The organism is uncultured Mobiluncus sp. (genome assembly GCF_947087965.1).
Classification (GTDB): Bacteria; Actinomycetota; Actinomycetes; order Actinomycetales; family Actinomycetaceae; genus Mobiluncus.
Map to the genome: position 1 here is coordinate 180084 of NZ_CAMUES010000001.1, position 15686 is coordinate 195769.

At 55.7% G+C, this 15686-nt stretch carries 21 protein-coding genes; 19 read left to right on the forward strand and 2 right to left on the reverse strand.

What is annotated here, in order from left to right:
• The 19 genes from Q0V70_RS00830 (at nucleotide 1) to truA (ending at nucleotide 13415) form a co-directional block, all read left to right on the forward strand.
• Nucleotides 1-186 (forward strand): type Z 30S ribosomal protein S14, encoded by a 186-nt coding sequence (locus tag Q0V70_RS00830; protein WP_004008329.1) that lies wholly within the window; start codon nucleotides 1-3, stop codon nucleotides 184-186.
• Between the two features lie 54 nt (nucleotides 187-240).
• Nucleotides 241-639, forward strand: coding sequence for a 30S ribosomal protein S8 (gene rpsH, locus Q0V70_RS00835; protein ID WP_004008328.1), 399 nt, complete (start codon nucleotides 241-243; stop codon nucleotides 637-639).
• Nucleotides 640-650: 11 nt separating this feature from the next.
• On the forward strand, nucleotides 651-1184 hold the full coding sequence (rplF, locus tag Q0V70_RS00840) for a 50S ribosomal protein L6 (RefSeq protein ID WP_297587282.1): 534 nt from the start codon (nucleotides 651-653) through the stop codon (nucleotides 1182-1184).
• Between the two features lie 2 nt (nucleotides 1185-1186).
• Nucleotides 1187-1558 (forward strand): 50S ribosomal protein L18, encoded by a 372-nt coding sequence (gene rplR / locus Q0V70_RS00845; protein WP_297587284.1) that lies wholly within the window; start codon nucleotides 1187-1189, stop codon nucleotides 1556-1558.
• A gap of 14 nt (nucleotides 1559-1572) precedes the next feature.
• Nucleotides 1573-2313 (forward strand): 30S ribosomal protein S5, encoded by a 741-nt coding sequence (rpsE, locus tag Q0V70_RS00850; protein ID WP_297587286.1) that lies wholly within the window; start codon nucleotides 1573-1575, stop codon nucleotides 2311-2313.
• A complete protein-coding gene (gene rpmD / locus Q0V70_RS00855) occupies nucleotides 2313-2498 on the forward strand; it encodes a 50S ribosomal protein L30 (protein WP_297587289.1) in 186 nt (61 codons plus the stop codon). Before rpsE ends, rpmD begins: the two co-directional genes overlap by 1 nt.
• The gene (gene rplO, locus Q0V70_RS00860) at nucleotides 2498-3061 is read left to right on the forward strand and encodes a 50S ribosomal protein L15 (protein ID WP_297587291.1); all 564 of its coding nucleotides are present in this window, start codon (nucleotides 2498-2500) and stop codon (nucleotides 3059-3061) included. Before rpmD ends, rplO begins: the two co-directional genes overlap by 1 nt.
• 122 nt (nucleotides 3062-3183) lie before the next feature.
• A complete protein-coding gene (secY, locus tag Q0V70_RS00865) occupies nucleotides 3184-4479 on the forward strand; it encodes a preprotein translocase subunit SecY (RefSeq protein ID WP_297587783.1) in 1296 nt (431 codons plus the stop codon).
• Nucleotides 4476-5057 (forward strand): adenylate kinase, encoded by a 582-nt coding sequence (locus Q0V70_RS00870; protein WP_297587294.1) that lies wholly within the window; start codon nucleotides 4476-4478, stop codon nucleotides 5055-5057. Before secY ends, Q0V70_RS00870 begins: the two co-directional genes overlap by 4 nt.
• A 4-nt stretch (nucleotides 5058-5061) precedes the next feature.
• A complete protein-coding gene (map, locus tag Q0V70_RS00875) occupies nucleotides 5062-5931 on the forward strand; it encodes a type I methionyl aminopeptidase (protein WP_297587296.1) in 870 nt (289 codons plus the stop codon).
• A gap of 168 nt (nucleotides 5932-6099) precedes the next feature.
• Nucleotides 6100-8355, forward strand: coding sequence for a hypothetical protein (locus Q0V70_RS00880; RefSeq protein ID WP_297587298.1), 2256 nt, complete (start codon nucleotides 6100-6102; stop codon nucleotides 8353-8355).
• A 71-nt stretch (nucleotides 8356-8426) separates the two neighbouring features.
• Nucleotides 8427-9095 (forward strand): S24/S26 family peptidase, encoded by a 669-nt coding sequence (locus Q0V70_RS00885; RefSeq protein WP_297587301.1) that lies wholly within the window; start codon nucleotides 8427-8429, stop codon nucleotides 9093-9095.
• A gap of 192 nt (nucleotides 9096-9287) precedes the next feature.
• A complete protein-coding gene (infA, locus tag Q0V70_RS00890; RefSeq protein WP_036324108.1) occupies nucleotides 9288-9509 on the forward strand; it encodes a translation initiation factor IF-1 in 222 nt (73 codons plus the stop codon).
• Between the two features lie 23 nt (nucleotides 9510-9532).
• On the forward strand, nucleotides 9533-9646 hold the full coding sequence (gene rpmJ / locus Q0V70_RS00895; RefSeq protein WP_004008316.1) for a 50S ribosomal protein L36: 114 nt from the start codon (nucleotides 9533-9535) through the stop codon (nucleotides 9644-9646).
• 185 nt (nucleotides 9647-9831) lie between these two features.
• Nucleotides 9832-10206: a 30S ribosomal protein S13 gene (gene rpsM / locus Q0V70_RS00900; protein WP_282922075.1), complete on the forward strand. Its 375-nt coding sequence runs from the start codon at nucleotides 9832-9834 to the stop codon at nucleotides 10204-10206.
• Nucleotides 10207-10218: 12 nt separating this feature from the next.
• A complete protein-coding gene (gene rpsK / locus Q0V70_RS00905) occupies nucleotides 10219-10614 on the forward strand; it encodes a 30S ribosomal protein S11 (protein WP_282922074.1) in 396 nt (131 codons plus the stop codon).
• Between the two features lie 165 nt (nucleotides 10615-10779).
• A complete protein-coding gene (locus Q0V70_RS00910; RefSeq protein ID WP_297587304.1) occupies nucleotides 10780-11766 on the forward strand; it encodes a DNA-directed RNA polymerase subunit alpha in 987 nt (328 codons plus the stop codon).
• 34 nt (nucleotides 11767-11800) lie between these two features.
• Complete coding sequence (rplQ, locus tag Q0V70_RS00915; RefSeq protein ID WP_297587306.1) at nucleotides 11801-12334, forward strand: 50S ribosomal protein L17; 534 nt, start codon at nucleotides 11801-11803, stop codon at nucleotides 12332-12334.
• Nucleotides 12335-12518: 184 nt separating this feature from the next.
• On the forward strand, nucleotides 12519-13415 hold the full coding sequence (truA, locus tag Q0V70_RS00920) for a tRNA pseudouridine(38-40) synthase TruA (protein ID WP_297587308.1): 897 nt from the start codon (nucleotides 12519-12521) through the stop codon (nucleotides 13413-13415).
• Nucleotides 13416-13457: 42 nt separating this feature from the next.
• Here the strand turns inward: truA and Q0V70_RS00925 are convergent, their stop codons facing one another.
• Nucleotides 13458-14063 (reverse strand): GtrA family protein, encoded by a 606-nt coding sequence (locus Q0V70_RS00925; protein ID WP_297587310.1) that lies wholly within the window; start codon nucleotides 14061-14063, stop codon nucleotides 13458-13460.
• A gap of 15 nt (nucleotides 14064-14078) precedes the next feature.
• On the reverse strand, nucleotides 14079-15686 hold the full coding sequence (locus tag Q0V70_RS00930; RefSeq protein ID WP_297587312.1) for an FGGY-family carbohydrate kinase: 1608 nt from the start codon (nucleotides 15684-15686) through the stop codon (nucleotides 14079-14081).

Consider the following 15686-nt stretch of genomic DNA (forward strand, 5'->3'; position numbering starts at 1 on the left):
ATGGCTAAAACCGCTTTGAAGAACAAGGCTGCGCGCAAACCCAAATTTGCGGTGCGTGCCTACACTCGGTGCCAGCGCTGTGGTCGCCCTCATTCGGTGTATCGCAAGTTTGGCTTGTGCCGTATCTGCCTGCGTGAGATGGCCCATAATGGCGAGCTCCCCGGCGTTAAGAAGTCTTCCTGGTAAACACATTAGGGGGCAGGTCGATTACGAAACCGCCTCAGAAAGGGCCCAAGCCCAATGACAATGACTGATCCCATAGCAGACATGCTGACACGTCTGCGCAACGCCAGCTCGGCGTACCACGAGTCGGTATCTATGCCGTACTCGAAAATGAAGGCCGCAATCGCGAACATTCTTCAGACTGAGGGTTACATCAAAGACTACGAAGTCGAGGAAGCGCGAGTCGGCAAAACTTTGACGCTTAACCTAAAGTACGGCGCCAAACGTGAACGCGCGATTTCCGGTGTGAAACGCGTCTCCAAGCCCGGTTTGCGGGTGTATGCAAAGTCCACCAAACTGCCGAAGGTCCTGGGCGGCCTGGGCGTGGCGATTATCTCGTCCTCGTCCGGTATGCTCACTGACCGCGAGGCAGCCGACAAGGGTGTAGGCGGAGAAGTCATCGCCTACATCTGGTAAAGGAGGCTGACATGTCGCGTATCGGTAAGATTCCGGTGGAAATTCCCGCCGGTGTGGAAGTAAATATCAATGGACAAGACGTTTCCGTCAAGGGTCCCAAGGGTACCTTGACCATGTCCGTGGCCAGCCCGATTACCGCAAAGGTTGATGGGTCGACCGTGGTCGTGAGCCGTCCTGATGATGAACGCGAATCCCGTTCTCTGCACGGTTTGACTCGTACCCTCATCGCCAACATGGTTGAGGGTGTCACCAACGGATATTCCAAGGTCCTGGAGATTCAGGGCACTGGTTACCGTGTCAACCAAAAAGGCGCTGGCCTGGAGTTCCAACTCGGTTTTTCGCACCCCGTCAACGTGGAGCCTCCCGAGGGCATCACGTTCAAGGTGGAAGGCAACCGGGTCACCGTCGAGGGTATCTCGAAGGAACTGGTCGGCGAGGTCGCCTCGAATCTGCGCAAGATTCGTCCGCCGGAGCCTTACAAGGGTAAAGGTGTGCGTTATCTGGGTGAAAATGTTCGCCGCAAGGTTGGAAAGGCAGGTAAGTAATCATGGCTTATTCTGTAAAGGGTAAAGGCAAGCGGCTGTCGCGTCTGCGTCGCCACCAGCGGGTCCGCAAGAACATGTTTGGATCTGCGGAAAAGCCGCGTTTGGTCGTGACCCGTTCTAACCGGCACATGATCGCCCAGCTTGTCAACGACTACGAGCACAAGACTATTGTGAGCGCTTCCACCATGGAGGACGCTTTGCGTGGTGCTAAGGACAACAAGGTGGCCAAGGCTACCGAAGTTGGCAAGTTGATTGCACAGCGTGCCAAAGCCGCTGGGATTACCCAGTGTGTGTTTGATCGCGGTGGAAATATGTATCACGGTCGCGTTGCGGCCGTGGCTGAAGGTGCCCGCGAGGGCGGACTGAGTCTGTAAGGAAAGTTGAGAAAATGGCTGAACAAGAACAGCAGATTACAGGCGAGACCGCAGACTCTGTGGACCAGACCACGGACCTTGGTGCTAATGACGCCCAGGATCGTGGCGGTCGCCGGGAGCGCCGCGGAAATCGCCGTGAACGCGATGACCGCCGTGACAATCGTCGTGGTGGCAGCGCTGATGACAAATACATTGAACGCGTGGTGACCATCAACCGTGTGTCCAAGGTGGTGAAGGGCGGCCGTAACATGTCCTTCTGCGCTCTGGTCGTGGTTGGCGACGGGGAAGGTACCGTCGGTGTTGGTTACGGCAAAGCTAAGGAAGTTCCGGCAGCGATTGCTAAGGGCGTGGAAGAGGCTAAGAAGTCCATGTTCCATGTTCCGATGATTCGCCACACTATCGTCCACGAGGTTCTCGGTGAGGATGCTGCGGGCGTAGTGCTGCTCAAGCCCGCTTCCCCCGGTACCGGTGTAATCGCCGGTGGCCCGGTGCGTGCGGTTATGGAATGCGCCGGAATCCGCGACGTTTTGTCCAAGTCTTTGGGCTCTGACAACGCGCTGAATATCGTGCGTGGTGCTGTGGCTGCTCTGAAGCAGCTGGAGCAGCCGGAGGCCGTAGCGGCTCGCCGCGGTTTGCCGCTGGAACGAGTGGCTCCTGCCGGTATGTTGCGGGCTCGCGCCGAAGGCGAAGCTCAGGTGCGCGCCGAAGCGGTTAAAGCCGAGGCTGAATTGGCTGCCGAAGGAGTGAGTGCGTAATGGCTAAGAACCTGAAAATCACTCAGGTGAAGTCCACGATTGGTTCCTCGCGAGATCAGCGGGCGACTGTGGCTTCCCTGGGACTAAAGAAAATTCGTCAGTCTGTGGTTCGCCCTGATAATCCGGCCGTGCGCGGCCAGGTGCAGAAGGTGCGTCACCTAGTAAGCGTGGAGGAGGTCGACTGATGAGCGAGAGCGAAGAGGAAAAGACCGCTGCGGAAAAACCCGCGGCAAAGAAAGTTCCGGCCGCTGCCAAGAAGCCGGCAGCCACCGCTAAAAAGGCAGCTGCCAGCGATGACGTTAAGGTGACTTACCTGCACGATTTGCGTCCGGCTCCGGGCTCTAACAAGGCCAAGACTCGTGTTGGCCGCGGTGAAGGTTCGAAGGGTAAGACTTCGGGTCGCGGCACCAAGGGTACCAAGGCACGTTACCAAGTGCCTCTGGGCTTCGAGGGTGGCCAGATGCCGATGCATATGCGTCTGCCTAAGTTGCGCGGCTTTAAGAACCCCTTCCATGTCGAGTACCAGGTAGTGAACCTGGATCGCCTCTCCGAAGTGTTCCCCAAGGGCGGCACTTTGACGGTTGACGACTTGGTTGACAAGGGTCTGGTTCGTAAGAATTCCCTGGTCAAGGTGCTGGGAACCGGTGAAGCGACAGCTAAGTTTGACTTGACTGTAGATGCTTGGTCCAGCTCCGCTAAGACTAAGGTCGAGGCTCAAGGCGGGTCTTTGACCGCACGTGTTCGCTGAGGATTACGGCGGGGTACGGAAACGGTACCCCGCCGTTTCCACCAATCTCTGTCGAACCGGTATCATGTTTAGCTAGGAAGTGAGCTGTGCTCACTGACGTGCCGAAAAACTTTGGAGGACACTTGTTTACCGCTTTTATTCAGGCTTTCAAAACGCCTGATCTCCGTAAGAAGCTGTTGTTCACCTTCTTTATCATGGCTCTGTTCCGCTGGGGTTCGTTTATCCCCCTGCCGGGTGTTGACTATGCCGCGTTAAAGGCGGTCATCTCTGATGTTCAGAACAACGGGTCGCTACTCGACCTGGTGAACATGTTCTCCGGTGGCGCTTTGCTGCAGCTCTCTGTTTTTGCTTTGGGCATCATGCCTTACATTACGGCTTCGATTATTATCCAGTTGCTGCGCGTAGTCATTCCTCGTTTTGAGGACCTGCACAAGGAAGGTCAGACCGGACAAGCGAAGTTGACCCAGTACACGCGTTACCTGACTATTGCCCTGGGCGTGTTGCAATCAACTTCCATCATCACCGCGGCGCGTACCGGCACGCTGTTCGGTCGGGCCTCGAATCAAAAGATTATTCCCTCGGATTCCGCCTGGATTTTCGTTCTCCAGATTCTGGTGATGACGGCTGCTACCGGCTTGATTATGTGGATGGGTGAGCTGATTACCGAAAAAGGTGTCGGCAACGGTATGTCCATCCTGATTTTCACCTCTATCATCGCCAACTTGCCGCGGAAGCTGTTCGCTATTGCTGGCGGTAACGGTGGTATCCAAAAGTTCTTGGCGATTATTGCCCTGATTCTGTTGGTGACCCTGGCTGTGGTCTATGTGGAACAGTCCATGCGTCGCATCCCCGTGCAGTACGCCAAGCGCATGGTGGGACGTCGGATGTACGGCGGCACCACCACATACATTCCGCTAAAAATCAACATGTCCGGCGTTATCCCGGTCATCTTTGCTTCCTCGATTCTGTCCCTGCCGATGATGCTGGCTCAGTTCGGTGACCAAAATGCCAAGTGGATTCAATGGATTAGCATGAACTTCCGTTCTAGCTCCTGGTTCTACCTGGTCGTTTACGGCTTGCTGACCTTTGCGTTCGCGTTCTTTTATACCTCGATTACTTTCAATCCCGAGGAAGTCGCGGACAACATGAAGAAGTACGGAGGCTTCGTCCCTGGTCTGCGCGCGGGGCGTCCCACGGCTGACTACCTGCACTACGTGATGACCCGAATCACTACGGCCGGTGCGGTTTATTTGACTATCGTGGCTCTGATTCCCCAGATTGCGATGGTCGCGATGAACGTGCCCCAATTGCCCTTCGGTGGTACTACAATTCTGATTATCGTTGGCGTTGGCCTGCAAACGGTGAAGGACATCAACGCTCAACTACATCAGCACCACTACGAAGGATTTATGGCATGACAACAAATTTGGTGATTATGGGCCCTCCCGGCGCGGGTAAAGGGACCCACGCCAAAGAGATTGCAGCACATTTTCACATCCCTTGGATTTCTACCGGGGATATTTTCCGTAAGCATAAGGCGGAAAAGACTGAACTGGGCAAGCTCATTGAGTCCTATATCGACAAAGGTGAGTTCGTTCCCGATTCGGTTACTGACCGGATTGTCTGTGAGCGTATCAGCCAGACTGATGCCACCGCCGGCTTTCTGCTGGACGGCTATCCCCGATCGATTCCCCAGGCTAAGGTTCTCAAAGCCGTCTTGGCTGAGACCAACGAACGGGTGGATGCGGCGATTTACCTGGATGTCAGTGCTGCCGAGGTAAAACGGCGGCTGTTGAAGCGTGCCGAAATTGAAGGCCGTACCGACGACACCCCCGAAGTCATCGACCACCGTCTAGAGGTATTCTTTGAAGCTACGCAGCCCCTGCTGGACTTTTATGAGCAGGAAGGCGTGTTGCGCAAGGTTGATGGGGAGGGCACCATTTCTGAAATTGCCCAGCGTTTGCTTGCGGTGATGGAAGAAATCGAAGGGAATTAGCTCGGTGTCAGTCCAAGACCGGCGCATTGAGATTAAATCCACCAATCAAATTTTGAAAATGCGCCGCGCCGGAATGGTGGTAGTTGCGATTCACCAGGCTCTTCGTGAGGCTTGTGAACCGGGCATCACTACCGGGGAACTGGATCAGATTAGCGCCGCTGTCATCAAACGTATGGGTGCGAAATCCAACTTCTTGGGTTATGACGGTTTTCCCGCCACCGTTTGCGTCTCGATTAACGAGGAAGTTGTCCACGGGATTCCGGGCAATCGGGTATTGCAGTTTGGCGACTTAGTGAGCTTTGACTGTGGTGCCTATATTGTGGACAACGCCTCTCGCCAGTGGCACGGTGATGCCGCATTTTCGATGATTTGCGGTGGTGAATCACATGCTCGTCCTGACGATTTGCAGCTGCTCTCCACAACCGAACGATCCCTGTGGTCAGCGATAGCCGCCCTGGCTAACGCCAAGTATCTGGGTGAAATCGGCGATGCTGTTGAGAAAGTTGTAGCGGAGGATACGCTCCGTTACGGCTGGGAGGCCGGCATCGTGGAGGAGTACGTGGGTCACGGTATCGGCACCGCCATGCATCAGGCTCCGGATGTGTTGAACTATTCCACCCGTTCTCGCGGTCCAAAGATAAAACCAGGGATGGTGTTGGCCATAGAGCCCATGTTGACCCGTGGCGGCTCCGTAACCAAGGAGCTATCCGATGGTTGGACCGCAGTTACCGTGGACGGGTCCAGGGCGGCTCACTTTGAGCACACCGTTGCGGTTCTGCCCGGAGGAGTGTGGGTTTTGACAGCTCCAGATGGAGGAAGAGCCGGGTTGGCTCCCTTCGGGCTTTCACCGCGGGCCATCGCGCCCCGCGGTTGAGGTTTTCCCAGGTTTACTTTTCGTCAGTGTTGAATTACGGTCATCTTGGGCAAAATACCTCTTTAATTGGCAAGTATTGCGGTTAGATTTAGGTTTCACTAGGGGTGCCTAATATAGAATAATTAGAGCTGTGCCGTCCGGCACTGTGAATGGCAAGGAGAATACAACGTGGCTGAAAGCAGCAACCCCGCAACCCCCTCTCGTTTCAACATGGGAGCCCAAAGGTTTTCCTCGTTTATGCCCGAAGATGATGGGTACCGTCCCCCTACGTTGACGGCTCAAGGTCGTGAGGACGTGGAACGCTTGCGGGCCAAGGTACGCAAACACAACCCTGGTTACATCTACACGAACGGGGTTTCCTTGCCGTCCCAGCTGCCCAGTGTGCCGGAACTGTTGGATGAACTAGCCAGCCATGTGCGTTCCGCCCGCAGTGACCATAGCATTCCTAACACGCCCTTGCCCGAGGTCGAAACCTCCGAGCTCGCCAAGGCCGGTTTTGACTGGAAAGCCATTGCGGATTGTGCCATCGAAGCTCTCGAAACGGGATCTCGGCGGCCACTACCGCTGGCTAATGATCCGGCTGCAGCAGAGATTCCCGGTCTGAGTATCATTGCAGCCGCACGGGCGTCTTCTGTCACGGCTCCAACTCCTGAGATGCCAGCCGAACCCGAACCTGAAACCTTGCCGGTAGAAACTTCTGACCGTGGAGTCGACTGGCACTCCAGTGAAACGGCCTGTTCAGAAACAGCTGCAACCCCGGCAGACACGGCAGAACCTTTAGCTCCAGAGGTCGGAGTACCTCTGGCTCACGCACCTGAGAATGCAGTTGCTGAAACTGAGGTACCGGAAGAAACCTTATCGCCGTCCGGAGAGCCGATGGCGGCAGGCGAATCTACCTCGGAAAAGGTTGCACCCACTCTTGACCAAGAACTGCCTGATAGTGAGGCGCCGGAAGGCGCACCGGACCAAGCCGAGTCTTGGTCTGAGCCCGAAGAACACGCGGCCACTGATGCTGAAGAAATTGAGCTTTCTGAGGAATTGCCTGAACAGCTACCTGAGGAATTACCTGCAGAATTATCTGAACATCAGCCTGAGGACCTGCTGGAACAATTGCCCGACGATCTTTCCGAGGAATTGCCCGAGGCACTGCCTGAAGAGCTTCCCGTTCAGCCAGAGGACGATGAATTGTCCGAACAGACTCTCGCGGAGGAAATCTCCGCTGCAGAGGATTTGGTGGGGCAGCGGGTCTACGACGATGACGTGTTGGAATCCGAGGGCAACGATGACGAACTTTACGTAGGTGACGTGGAAGGCGAGATGGCGCATTGGGCTGTCAACCCCGAGGAATCTGAGGAAGTCCTCCCGTTAGAGCCCGACCAGCCCGCGGTCACGCCAGATGAAGTACCGGCTGAGGTGGCTTCTGAAATTGAACCTGAGGCCATTCCTGAACAAACCGCTCTGCCCGAGGACGCGAAAGTCGCCGAGGAACTGCCGGCTGCCGTACTGCTGGAGGAAACGGAAATCAATGAGCCCCAAATCGAGACGGAACTGACCCTGCAAGATTCCGCTTCCGAGGAACCGGTTGATGCGGTCAGCTCTGAACTTACGGAGGAAACCCCGGTTGAGGAAACGGAACCGGCTGAGATTCCTGAGACAGAGATTCCCGAGGAACTCCCGGAGATGCTGAATCCGGCAGCAGAGACGGAAGAAACCTTCGCCGAAACAGATGTTGACTTGGTGGATTTGGATTTGGGCGAGTTGGACGATTTGGAACTCAATCTCGAGTCGGCTGAGATTGAGATGCCGGAAGAATCTGGTCTTGATGAGCAGGTGGAAGAATCCGCTGATGCCGGGCTGGCAGAGACAGCTGAACTCGCGGACGAAATTCCCGCCGAACTGTCCGGGGACGCCCAAGCTTCGCAGGAAACGGCTTTGCCCGGCAGCGAGGCCATTGGGATGGAGGAGCCGGACGCTTCCCCAGATTCAGATTGGGCTAATCAGGAAGAGATCGACCTGGGAGATTTTGCCGATTCAGAGTCCGAAGTTCCGGCCGAACTGTCAGTCTCCATGTCAGACGAGATGCCCGAGGGGGACACCGCTGAGGAAAACGAAGGGACCGAGCCGGCCGCTGCTGACCTGCCTTACCTGGGTGAAAACGCCGAGGAAATGCTGGCCCAAGCCAATCAGGCGGAAGCGGAAGGCGATGAAGAAGAACTGTCCTTCGAGATTCCCCAGGTGCAAGGCGACATTCCAGAAGCTATGCAGGAGGGATACTCCGAATGGGATCCGACCGAAAGCGCAGAGGGCGTGCCAGGCGCTGACGAAGAGCTGTTCGCCGCTGGTTACGAAGATGCCGAAGCCGAGGTCGAGCCAGTCAAACAGGGATTCTTTTCCCGACTTTTCTCCAAGATGTCAAAGAAGTAACGTCGAAGAACCGCAAGCAGTAGCCAATAACGGGTAAAATAGCACTAAGCTCAGGGAGGTGGAGCCCAGACATGACCACGCAGGCCAACCGCATTGTTTCGTTGCTGAACAAACAGTCTCAGCACCCTTTGCGTAATGCAATCTTTTTCATGATTGGCTGGGTCATCCTCATCCTGGTGGGCGTGGCTTTCATCATGACCACCGTGATTCCTCGCACTCAAGGCTACGTCGCCACGACCATACCTGACGATTCTATGAATCCGACTTTCTCCCAATCGGATTTGTTGCTGTTCCAAAAGCTGCGCCAGCAGGGAGCCCAACAGCTCAATCCGGGTGACATTATTGCTTATCAGCCGACCGAAGCGGTGAAATACGAGATTGCGCGAGTCAGCGAAGTCATGGGTTCCGGCGACGAGATGCAGTTCGGCGTCAAGTCTGACAATCCCCAGGCGGAGGCCAGTGACGAAACAGTCACTCTGGATATGGTTCGCGGTGAATTTCGTTACAAGGTTCCTTTCTTCGGGCTCCTGTTCCCGTTGCTTCCGCCTCCGGCAGTCTCATTCGTGCTGATTTTTGTGGCCCAGCTGCTGCTGATTTATGCCGGCTGGCAAATTGGTACCTCCATGATTAATGCTCGTGACCCGCAGCGTCAGGCGCGGGCGGCACGGTTGCGAACCGCAGCTTTGGCAGGTAACTTGGAAACTACTCGGCAGCGGTTGCGCCGTCAAGGGCTCAAGTAGTCCACCGGGACAATTCTCAAGTTTTCGCTCGTCTGGGCTCAGTTTCGGCCATCTCGGCGGGGAGTTTCTGATTTGGTGTTTTGCGGATAAAAGGTTTAGAATCGACTTTTGGACTGTCTAATGGTGGGGGTTCCTGCCTGAGGACGGATTCTAAAGATCCAAAAGACATTTTGCGGAGGATTGGTTAGCCCTATGGGGAAAAAAGACGGAGTCATCGAAGTCGAAGGTACGGTAGTTGAGGCCTTGCCTAATGCGATGTTCCGGGTGCAACTGGCCAATGAGCATGTAGTTTTGGCGCATATCTCAGGAAAGATGCGCCAGCATTACATCCGTATCCTGCCTGAGGATCGCGTGGTAGTCGAGTTGAGTCCTTACGACCTCACTCGAGGCCGTATAGTGTATCGCTACAAGTAAAATGGCCTAACTCGGAGGAAATGATGAAGGTTAACCCCAGCGTTAAACCCATCTGTGACAAGTGCAAGGTGATTCGCCGGCACGGTCGCGTGATGGTGATTTGCGAAAACCCGCGTCACAAGCAGCGTCAGGGCTAAGTCCCGGCGCGTCGCTCTCGACGCATGACCCGATTTGGGTCAAGCACCCGCCAGCGGTCTATCGTTCCACCTGAAGTTTCAGGTGTTGCGTGAGCCGTAACCCTCGGTATCAGGGGCCGAGGCCGCACTATTGACAGTGTGGGAGGCAGGGTGACGGCCTCTGAATAAGAAAACAGGAGAAATACATGGCACGCCTGGTAGGTGTGGATTTGCCGCGCGAAAAGCGCATGGAAATCGCTTTAACATATATTTACGGGATTGGACGTACCCGCGCGAAGGAAACCTTGGAAGCGACCGGTGTGAGTCCGGACACGCGCGTCAAGGACCTTACTGAAGACGAATTGATTGCATTGCGTGATTTCATTCAGGCCAACTACAAGGTCGAGGGTGATTTACGCCGTGAAGTTGCCGCGGATATTCGCCGCAAGATTGAAATCAACTGTTATCAAGGGCGTCGTCACCGCGCAGGCTTGCCGGTTCATGGCCAGCGCACCAAGACTAATGCGCGTTCCCGCAAGGGACCCAAGCGCACCGTTGCCGGTAAGAAGAAAGCGAAGTAAGGGGGATAAATCATGGCAGGTAAGCCTCAAGCCACTAAATCGCGCCGCAAGGAACGTAAGAACGTTACCGAAGGCAATGCTTATATCAAATCCACTTTCAACAACACCATCGTGTCCATCACGGATCCGTCCGGTGCTGTTATTGCTTGGTCGTCCTCCGGTCAGGTCGGTTTCAAGGGCTCGCGTAAGTCGACGCCGTTCGCAGCGCAGTTGGCTGCCGAAGCCGCGGCTCGTCGCGCGCAGGAATTTGGTCTGAAAAAGGTTGACGTTTTCGTCAAGGGTCCGGGTTCTGGTCGTGAAACCGCGATTCGTACTCTGACTGCTACCGGTCTGGAAGTTGGTTCCATCCAGGATGTGACTCCGCAGGCTCACAACGGCTGCCGCCCTCCGAAGCGTCGCCGCGTCTGATTGCGCTTGTCCGGGCCGGTTAGCCGCTGGTGGACCTCACCAGGGACAAACGGCAGCTCAAGCGGTTCTGGAAAATTACTTACAACCTAAAATTACTCAAATCCCTTCGCCAAGGATTTGGAGCCTGAACCGGTGTGGTGGCGGATGCCGGAAAGGAAATCAACAGTGCTTATTCAAGCGCAACCGAAGCTGACTGAAGAAGTTATCAATGACCAGCGCTCTCGTTTTACGATAGAGCCTTTGGAACCGGGTTTCGGGTACACTCTGGGAAATTCCCTGCGTCGCACCCTGCTGTCCTCGATTCCGGGTTCGGCAGTGACCTCCATCAAGATTGAGGGGGCTTTGCACGAATTCACGACCCTGCCGGGTGTGAAAGAGGACGTGACTCAGATTGTTTTGAACATCAAAGAAATCGTCTTGTCCTCGGACAATGATGAGCCCGTGGTCATGTATCTGCGCAAGACCGGGGAGGGCGAGGTCACCGTGGGTGACATTATGCCTCCGGCTGGCGTGGTGATTCACAACCCGGAACAGCACATTGCCACGTTGAACAAAGATGGCAAGCTGGAAATCGAACTGACTGTGGAACGCGGCCGCGGCTACGTTTCCGCGTCTCAGAACAAGGACCCGGAAGCCGAGATTTCTCGCATTCCCGTGGATTCCATCTATTCTCCAGTTCTTAAGGTGTCCTACCGTGTGGAGGCCACTCGTGTGGAACAGCGCACTGACTTCGATCGTTTGGTCGTCGATGTGGAAACCAAGAAAGCCATTCTTCCGCGTGACGCGATGGCTTCTGCGGGCAAGACCCTGGTGGAGCTGTTCGGGCTGGCTCGCGACTTGAACCACGATGCCGAAGGTATCGAATTGGGGCCGTCCGGTAACGATGCAGCTCTGGCTGAAGATTTGGCTATGTCTGTTGAGGACTTGGACCTAACCTCCCGGGCGTTGAACTGCCTGACTCGTGAAGGCATTAACACGGTAGGCGACCTGGTAGCTCGGTCCCAGGCAGATTTGCTGGATATCCGCAACTTTGGTCAGAAATCCATTGATGAAATCAAGGAGAAACTGGCTGGGATGGGGATGTCTTTGAAAGACACCCCGATGCCTGCTGTCGAAAGCGCGGACATGCCCCAGTTCAGTGATGAAAACTAACTTTTGAGACAAGATTTAAGGAGAATCAAGAATTATGCCTAAGCCCACGAAAGGCCCCCGTTTGGGTGGTAGCCCGTCTCATGAGCGGATTATGCTCGCGAATCTGGCTTGCGCCCTGTTTGAAAATGAAGCTGTAACGACCACTGAAGCTCGTGCCAAGCGTGTTCAGCCGCTGGCTGAGAAGCTCATTACCAAGGCTCGCCGCGGTGATTTGCACGCTCGCCGTCAGGTGCTGTCGAAGCTGCGCAACAAGGCCGTGGTTGCCAAGTTGTTCGAGGAAATCGCTCCGGCCATTGATAAAGACCGTGAGGGCGGCTGCACCCGCATCGTAAAGATGGGATACCGCAAGGGCGACAATGCTCCTCTGGCGGAAATCTCTTTGGTGCTTGAAGGCGTCGAAAAGAAGAAGAAGGCCAAGCCGGCCACACCGAAGAAGGCTGCTGCTAAGCCGGAAGAAACCAAGGCAGAATCTGAAGCGAAAGATGCTGCTGAGGAAAAGCCCGAAACTCCTGTAGAGGAAAAGGCTGAAGCTAAGGCGGAGGAAACTCCCGAAGAAAAGGCCGAATAAGCCGACTCATTTTTCCGCAGGGCTGGGTTCACAGGACCCAGCCCTCCGGTTTTTTATCAGATGCTCCACAAATTCGCCACGAAACAGGGATGATGGATAGTATGTCCAGCAACCCTAGAGTGAAAGCAGATTTAGCCCGCATGACACCGCCACCGGGCTGCGTCGCGGGGTTCAGGGGGAAGTAATGCGCACACGCCTGGATATTCGCTATGATGGGACGCCGTTCCACGGTTGGGCCGTCCAGCCCGGACTGCCTACGGTGCAGGGCGCCCTCCAATCCGCTCTGGCGGTGATCTTTCGACAACCTGTGGAGCTTACGGTGGCGGGACGCACCGATGCCGGGGTTCATGCCACCGGGCAAGTGGCCCATTTCACCGTGCCGGATTCGGCAAACCGCACAGTTTCCCCCGAAACGTTAGTGTTGCGGCTGGGGGCGGTACTGCGAGCGGTGTTGAGCGGAAATCTGGCCAGCCCGGTGGAGGATGCACCATCTGCGTATCCCCAGGGTGCCGTGGATGCGTTGGTGGTGACCGCGGCGAGAGTGGTGCCGGAAAGCTTCGATGCGAGGTTTTCGGCTCTGGCACGCCATTACGTGTACCGCATTGTTGATGACGTGTCAGCGCGCAACCCGTTAACCCGCAACTGCTGTTGGTGGTATCCAACCTCGCTGGATCCGGCTGCTATGAATGCGAGCGCCAAAGTACTGTTGGGGGAACACGACTTCGCGGCTTTCTGCAAACCGCGCGAGGGCGCCACCACAATCCGAAACTTGCAACAGTTAGAGACACTACGAATCGAACCGGGAATCATAGAAATCCGGGTGTGCGCTGATGCCTTTTGTCACTCTATGGTGCGCTCCCTGGTGGGCGCGTTGACTGAAGTAGGACGTGCTAAACGGGACACAGCCTGGCTAGCAGGAGCGTTGGCCGCCAAAGCGCGTATCCCAGAAATTCCGGTCGCTCCCGCCCTGGGATTGACTCTCACCGGGGTTGATTACCCGAGGAGCGCGGCGGAACTGCTCGCTCGACAACAAACCACGCGGGCGCGGCGAGACTGCGATTGTCAGCCAGAACAAGACTGAGCAAATTCCTAAACCAGCCGTGAGACATCGTTCACTGGCGGCTTATTCCGCGGCAGATACGCTGTTTTGTCGGCTCTTTTCGGCCTGCTTTACCGCCAGAGAGTTCGTGTTTTCCGAACCGCGGAACACCACGAACTTCCACCACAAGAACTCGCCGACAAAGTTCAGCAACAAACTGATGCCTTTCAGCAACCAGTCAGCCCATCCCATATTGGACAGAATTTGTCCGCCCCAGGACGTCAGAGGGATAAAGAACACATAGAACAAGGCGACCTTCAGCATCGCGATGGGAACGTTATTCGCTGACTTGAAAGTGAAATGGCGGTTTACCGTAAAGTTATAGACAACCGACAGGGCGATGGAAACCGATTGCGACACCCAGAACGGGAACCACCCCGTCAGGGAGTTTATCCATACCATCAGGGCGAAGCTGGCGACCTCGACCCCGGCGGCAGTGATGGACAGCAGAGTGAACTTGATGGCTTGAATGAGGGCGGCTTTGCCTTTGGAAGCCTGGCCGACCACAATCGCATCAGGGTTGCTCGGGGCAGGGGCTGTCTGTGCAGCGCCAGAGGGCGTTGCCACCGAGGGGACATCGGGGGAATTATCTGGTTGCTCCGGTGGGGTTGGAGAATCCGTCTGTGTCATAGTGGTAATCCTTTGTTATTTCGGTTGGTTGTTACTGTTGAGCAGATTGAAGGCTTTGCGGTTGGCGCGATATAGGCCTTTGAACACTTTGTATTGGCGGTCGTAGACAGCGCGATGTTCCGGGTTAGGCAGGTAACGTTCCGAGACTTTCACGAGTTTCTGGGCGGCCTGAATCAGGTTGTCGACTTCTTGTGCCCCTACCAGGGCTACTAGGGCAGCACCGACCGACCCCACGTTTTGCGGATCCCTTACCGTCTCTACGGTTCGACCCAGTACGTCAGCCAGAATCTGGGAAGTGACTGGCGAGAGGGCGCCGCCACCGACGAAACGTACCGCTTCGGAAGTTTGGATTTTCTTACCTTCTGTTTCCAAGAACCAGCGCAGATGGAAACATACGCCTTCGATGACGGAGCGTAGCATCTCAGTTTTGCCGGTTTCCAGGGAGATGTTGAAAAACATGGCCCTGGCATTGGCGTCCTCGAACGGGCAACGGTTTCCGTGCAGCCAAGGGGCGAAAATCACACCGCCACTACCAGCGGGAGCTTTCGCAATAACCTCGGACAGGTACTCGTAGAGCGAGGTGTATTTCGTTTCTACGTCCCCGGCTTGGTCCTTATGAGATAGGTAGACATCAATCTCGTCCTCGGCCAAATGTTTGCGAACCCATTCGAAACATTTACCGGCCGTTTCCAGCTCGGCGAAGTAGTTGTATTTGCCCGGATCGGCACCGTCAACGGTAGCAATCATGGAATTGACATCCACCACGCGCTTATCGGTGACGGTAGAAACCCATCCTGAAGTTCCCCAGTAGATGTGGGTGTCGCTGACCCCGCAGGCCCCAGCCCCGACTCCGATGAGTGACGCGTCCCCACCACCAGCATAAACGGTGGCGGTTTGCGGTAGGCCAAGCTCTTGAGCAACTTTTGGAAGCAACGTCCCGACTGCGGTCGCCGACGTGACGATGGGCGCGAGATGATTCGGATGGACCCCGAAAGAGCGAGCTAAACGCGATGCCCACGCGGGACGACTGCTGCGCACGTCCAGGAGCAAAGTGGCGAACGCCGAATCTACTGACATGACGAAATTCCCGGTCAAGCGGGCAATGAGGTATTCCTTGACGTCGAGCCACTTGTGGACCTTGGCATAGACTTCGGGCTCGTTGTCACGCACCCAGAGGTATTTCCACATGGGGTCCTTGACGGAAGCGGAAACTGCGGAGGTCCGATAGAGGCTGGACAACAACTTCTTGGCATTCATCCCCGAAATTTTCATGCCGGTTTCAAGCCCGCGCTGTTTTTGCTCCGCGGCGCGCTGATCCATATAGCTCATGGCGGGACGCAGGTGATGTCCCGACTCATCTACCAGCACCAGAGCTTGCATCTGGGAACAAAAACTGATGGCTTGGACCTCCGCCATTTCTTGCGGGTTTTCGCGTGCAAGTTCACGAGTGGTTTTGACGATGGCGTCCCACCACTGGTTCGGGTCTTGTTCTGCGCCCCCATTGGGCAGGATTGTCAGGTCGTAGGTCCCCAATCGAGAGTTCACCAGGGTTAGCTCCGACCCCGCCTGGTACAGACAAGTTTTCACTCCTGACGTTCCGACGTCGTAAGCAAGTATCAACAT

Coding starts and splice junctions, on each gene's coding strand:
- rplQ (WP_297587306.1), top strand. CDS start 11,801: ATGCCTAAGCCCACGAAAGGCCCCCGTTTGGGTGGTAGCCCGTCTCAT.
- Q0V70_RS00870 (WP_297587294.1), top strand. CDS start 4,476: ATGACAACAAATTTGGTGATTATGGGCCCTCCCGGCGCGGGTAAAGGG.
- rpmJ (WP_004008316.1), top strand. CDS start 9,533: ATGAAGGTTAACCCCAGCGTTAAACCCATCTGTGACAAGTGCAAGGTG.
- rplR (WP_297587284.1), top strand. CDS start 1,187: ATGGCTTATTCTGTAAAGGGTAAAGGCAAGCGGCTGTCGCGTCTGCGT.
- rplO (WP_297587291.1), top strand. CDS start 2,498: ATGAGCGAGAGCGAAGAGGAAAAGACCGCTGCGGAAAAACCCGCGGCA.
- Q0V70_RS00925 (WP_297587310.1), bottom strand. CDS start 14,063: ATGACACAGACGGATTCTCCAACCCCACCGGAGCAACCAGATAATTCC.
- Q0V70_RS00885 (WP_297587301.1), top strand. CDS start 8,427: ATGACCACGCAGGCCAACCGCATTGTTTCGTTGCTGAACAAACAGTCT.
- rpsK (WP_282922074.1), top strand. CDS start 10,219: ATGGCAGGTAAGCCTCAAGCCACTAAATCGCGCCGCAAGGAACGTAAG.
- rpsM (WP_282922075.1), top strand. CDS start 9,832: ATGGCACGCCTGGTAGGTGTGGATTTGCCGCGCGAAAAGCGCATGGAA.
- Q0V70_RS00930 (WP_297587312.1), bottom strand. CDS start 15,686: ATGTTGATACTTGCTTACGACGTCGGAACGTCAGGAGTGAAAACTTGT.
- truA (WP_297587308.1), top strand. CDS start 12,519: ATGCGCACACGCCTGGATATTCGCTATGATGGGACGCCGTTCCACGGT.
- rplF (WP_297587282.1), top strand. CDS start 651: ATGTCGCGTATCGGTAAGATTCCGGTGGAAATTCCCGCCGGTGTGGAA.
- rpmD (WP_297587289.1), top strand. CDS start 2,313: ATGGCTAAGAACCTGAAAATCACTCAGGTGAAGTCCACGATTGGTTCC.
- rpsH (WP_004008328.1), top strand. CDS start 241: ATGACAATGACTGATCCCATAGCAGACATGCTGACACGTCTGCGCAAC.
- Q0V70_RS00830 (WP_004008329.1), top strand. CDS start 1: ATGGCTAAAACCGCTTTGAAGAACAAGGCTGCGCGCAAACCCAAATTT.
- infA (WP_036324108.1), top strand. CDS start 9,288: ATGGGGAAAAAAGACGGAGTCATCGAAGTCGAAGGTACGGTAGTTGAG.
- rpsE (WP_297587286.1), top strand. CDS start 1,573: ATGGCTGAACAAGAACAGCAGATTACAGGCGAGACCGCAGACTCTGTG.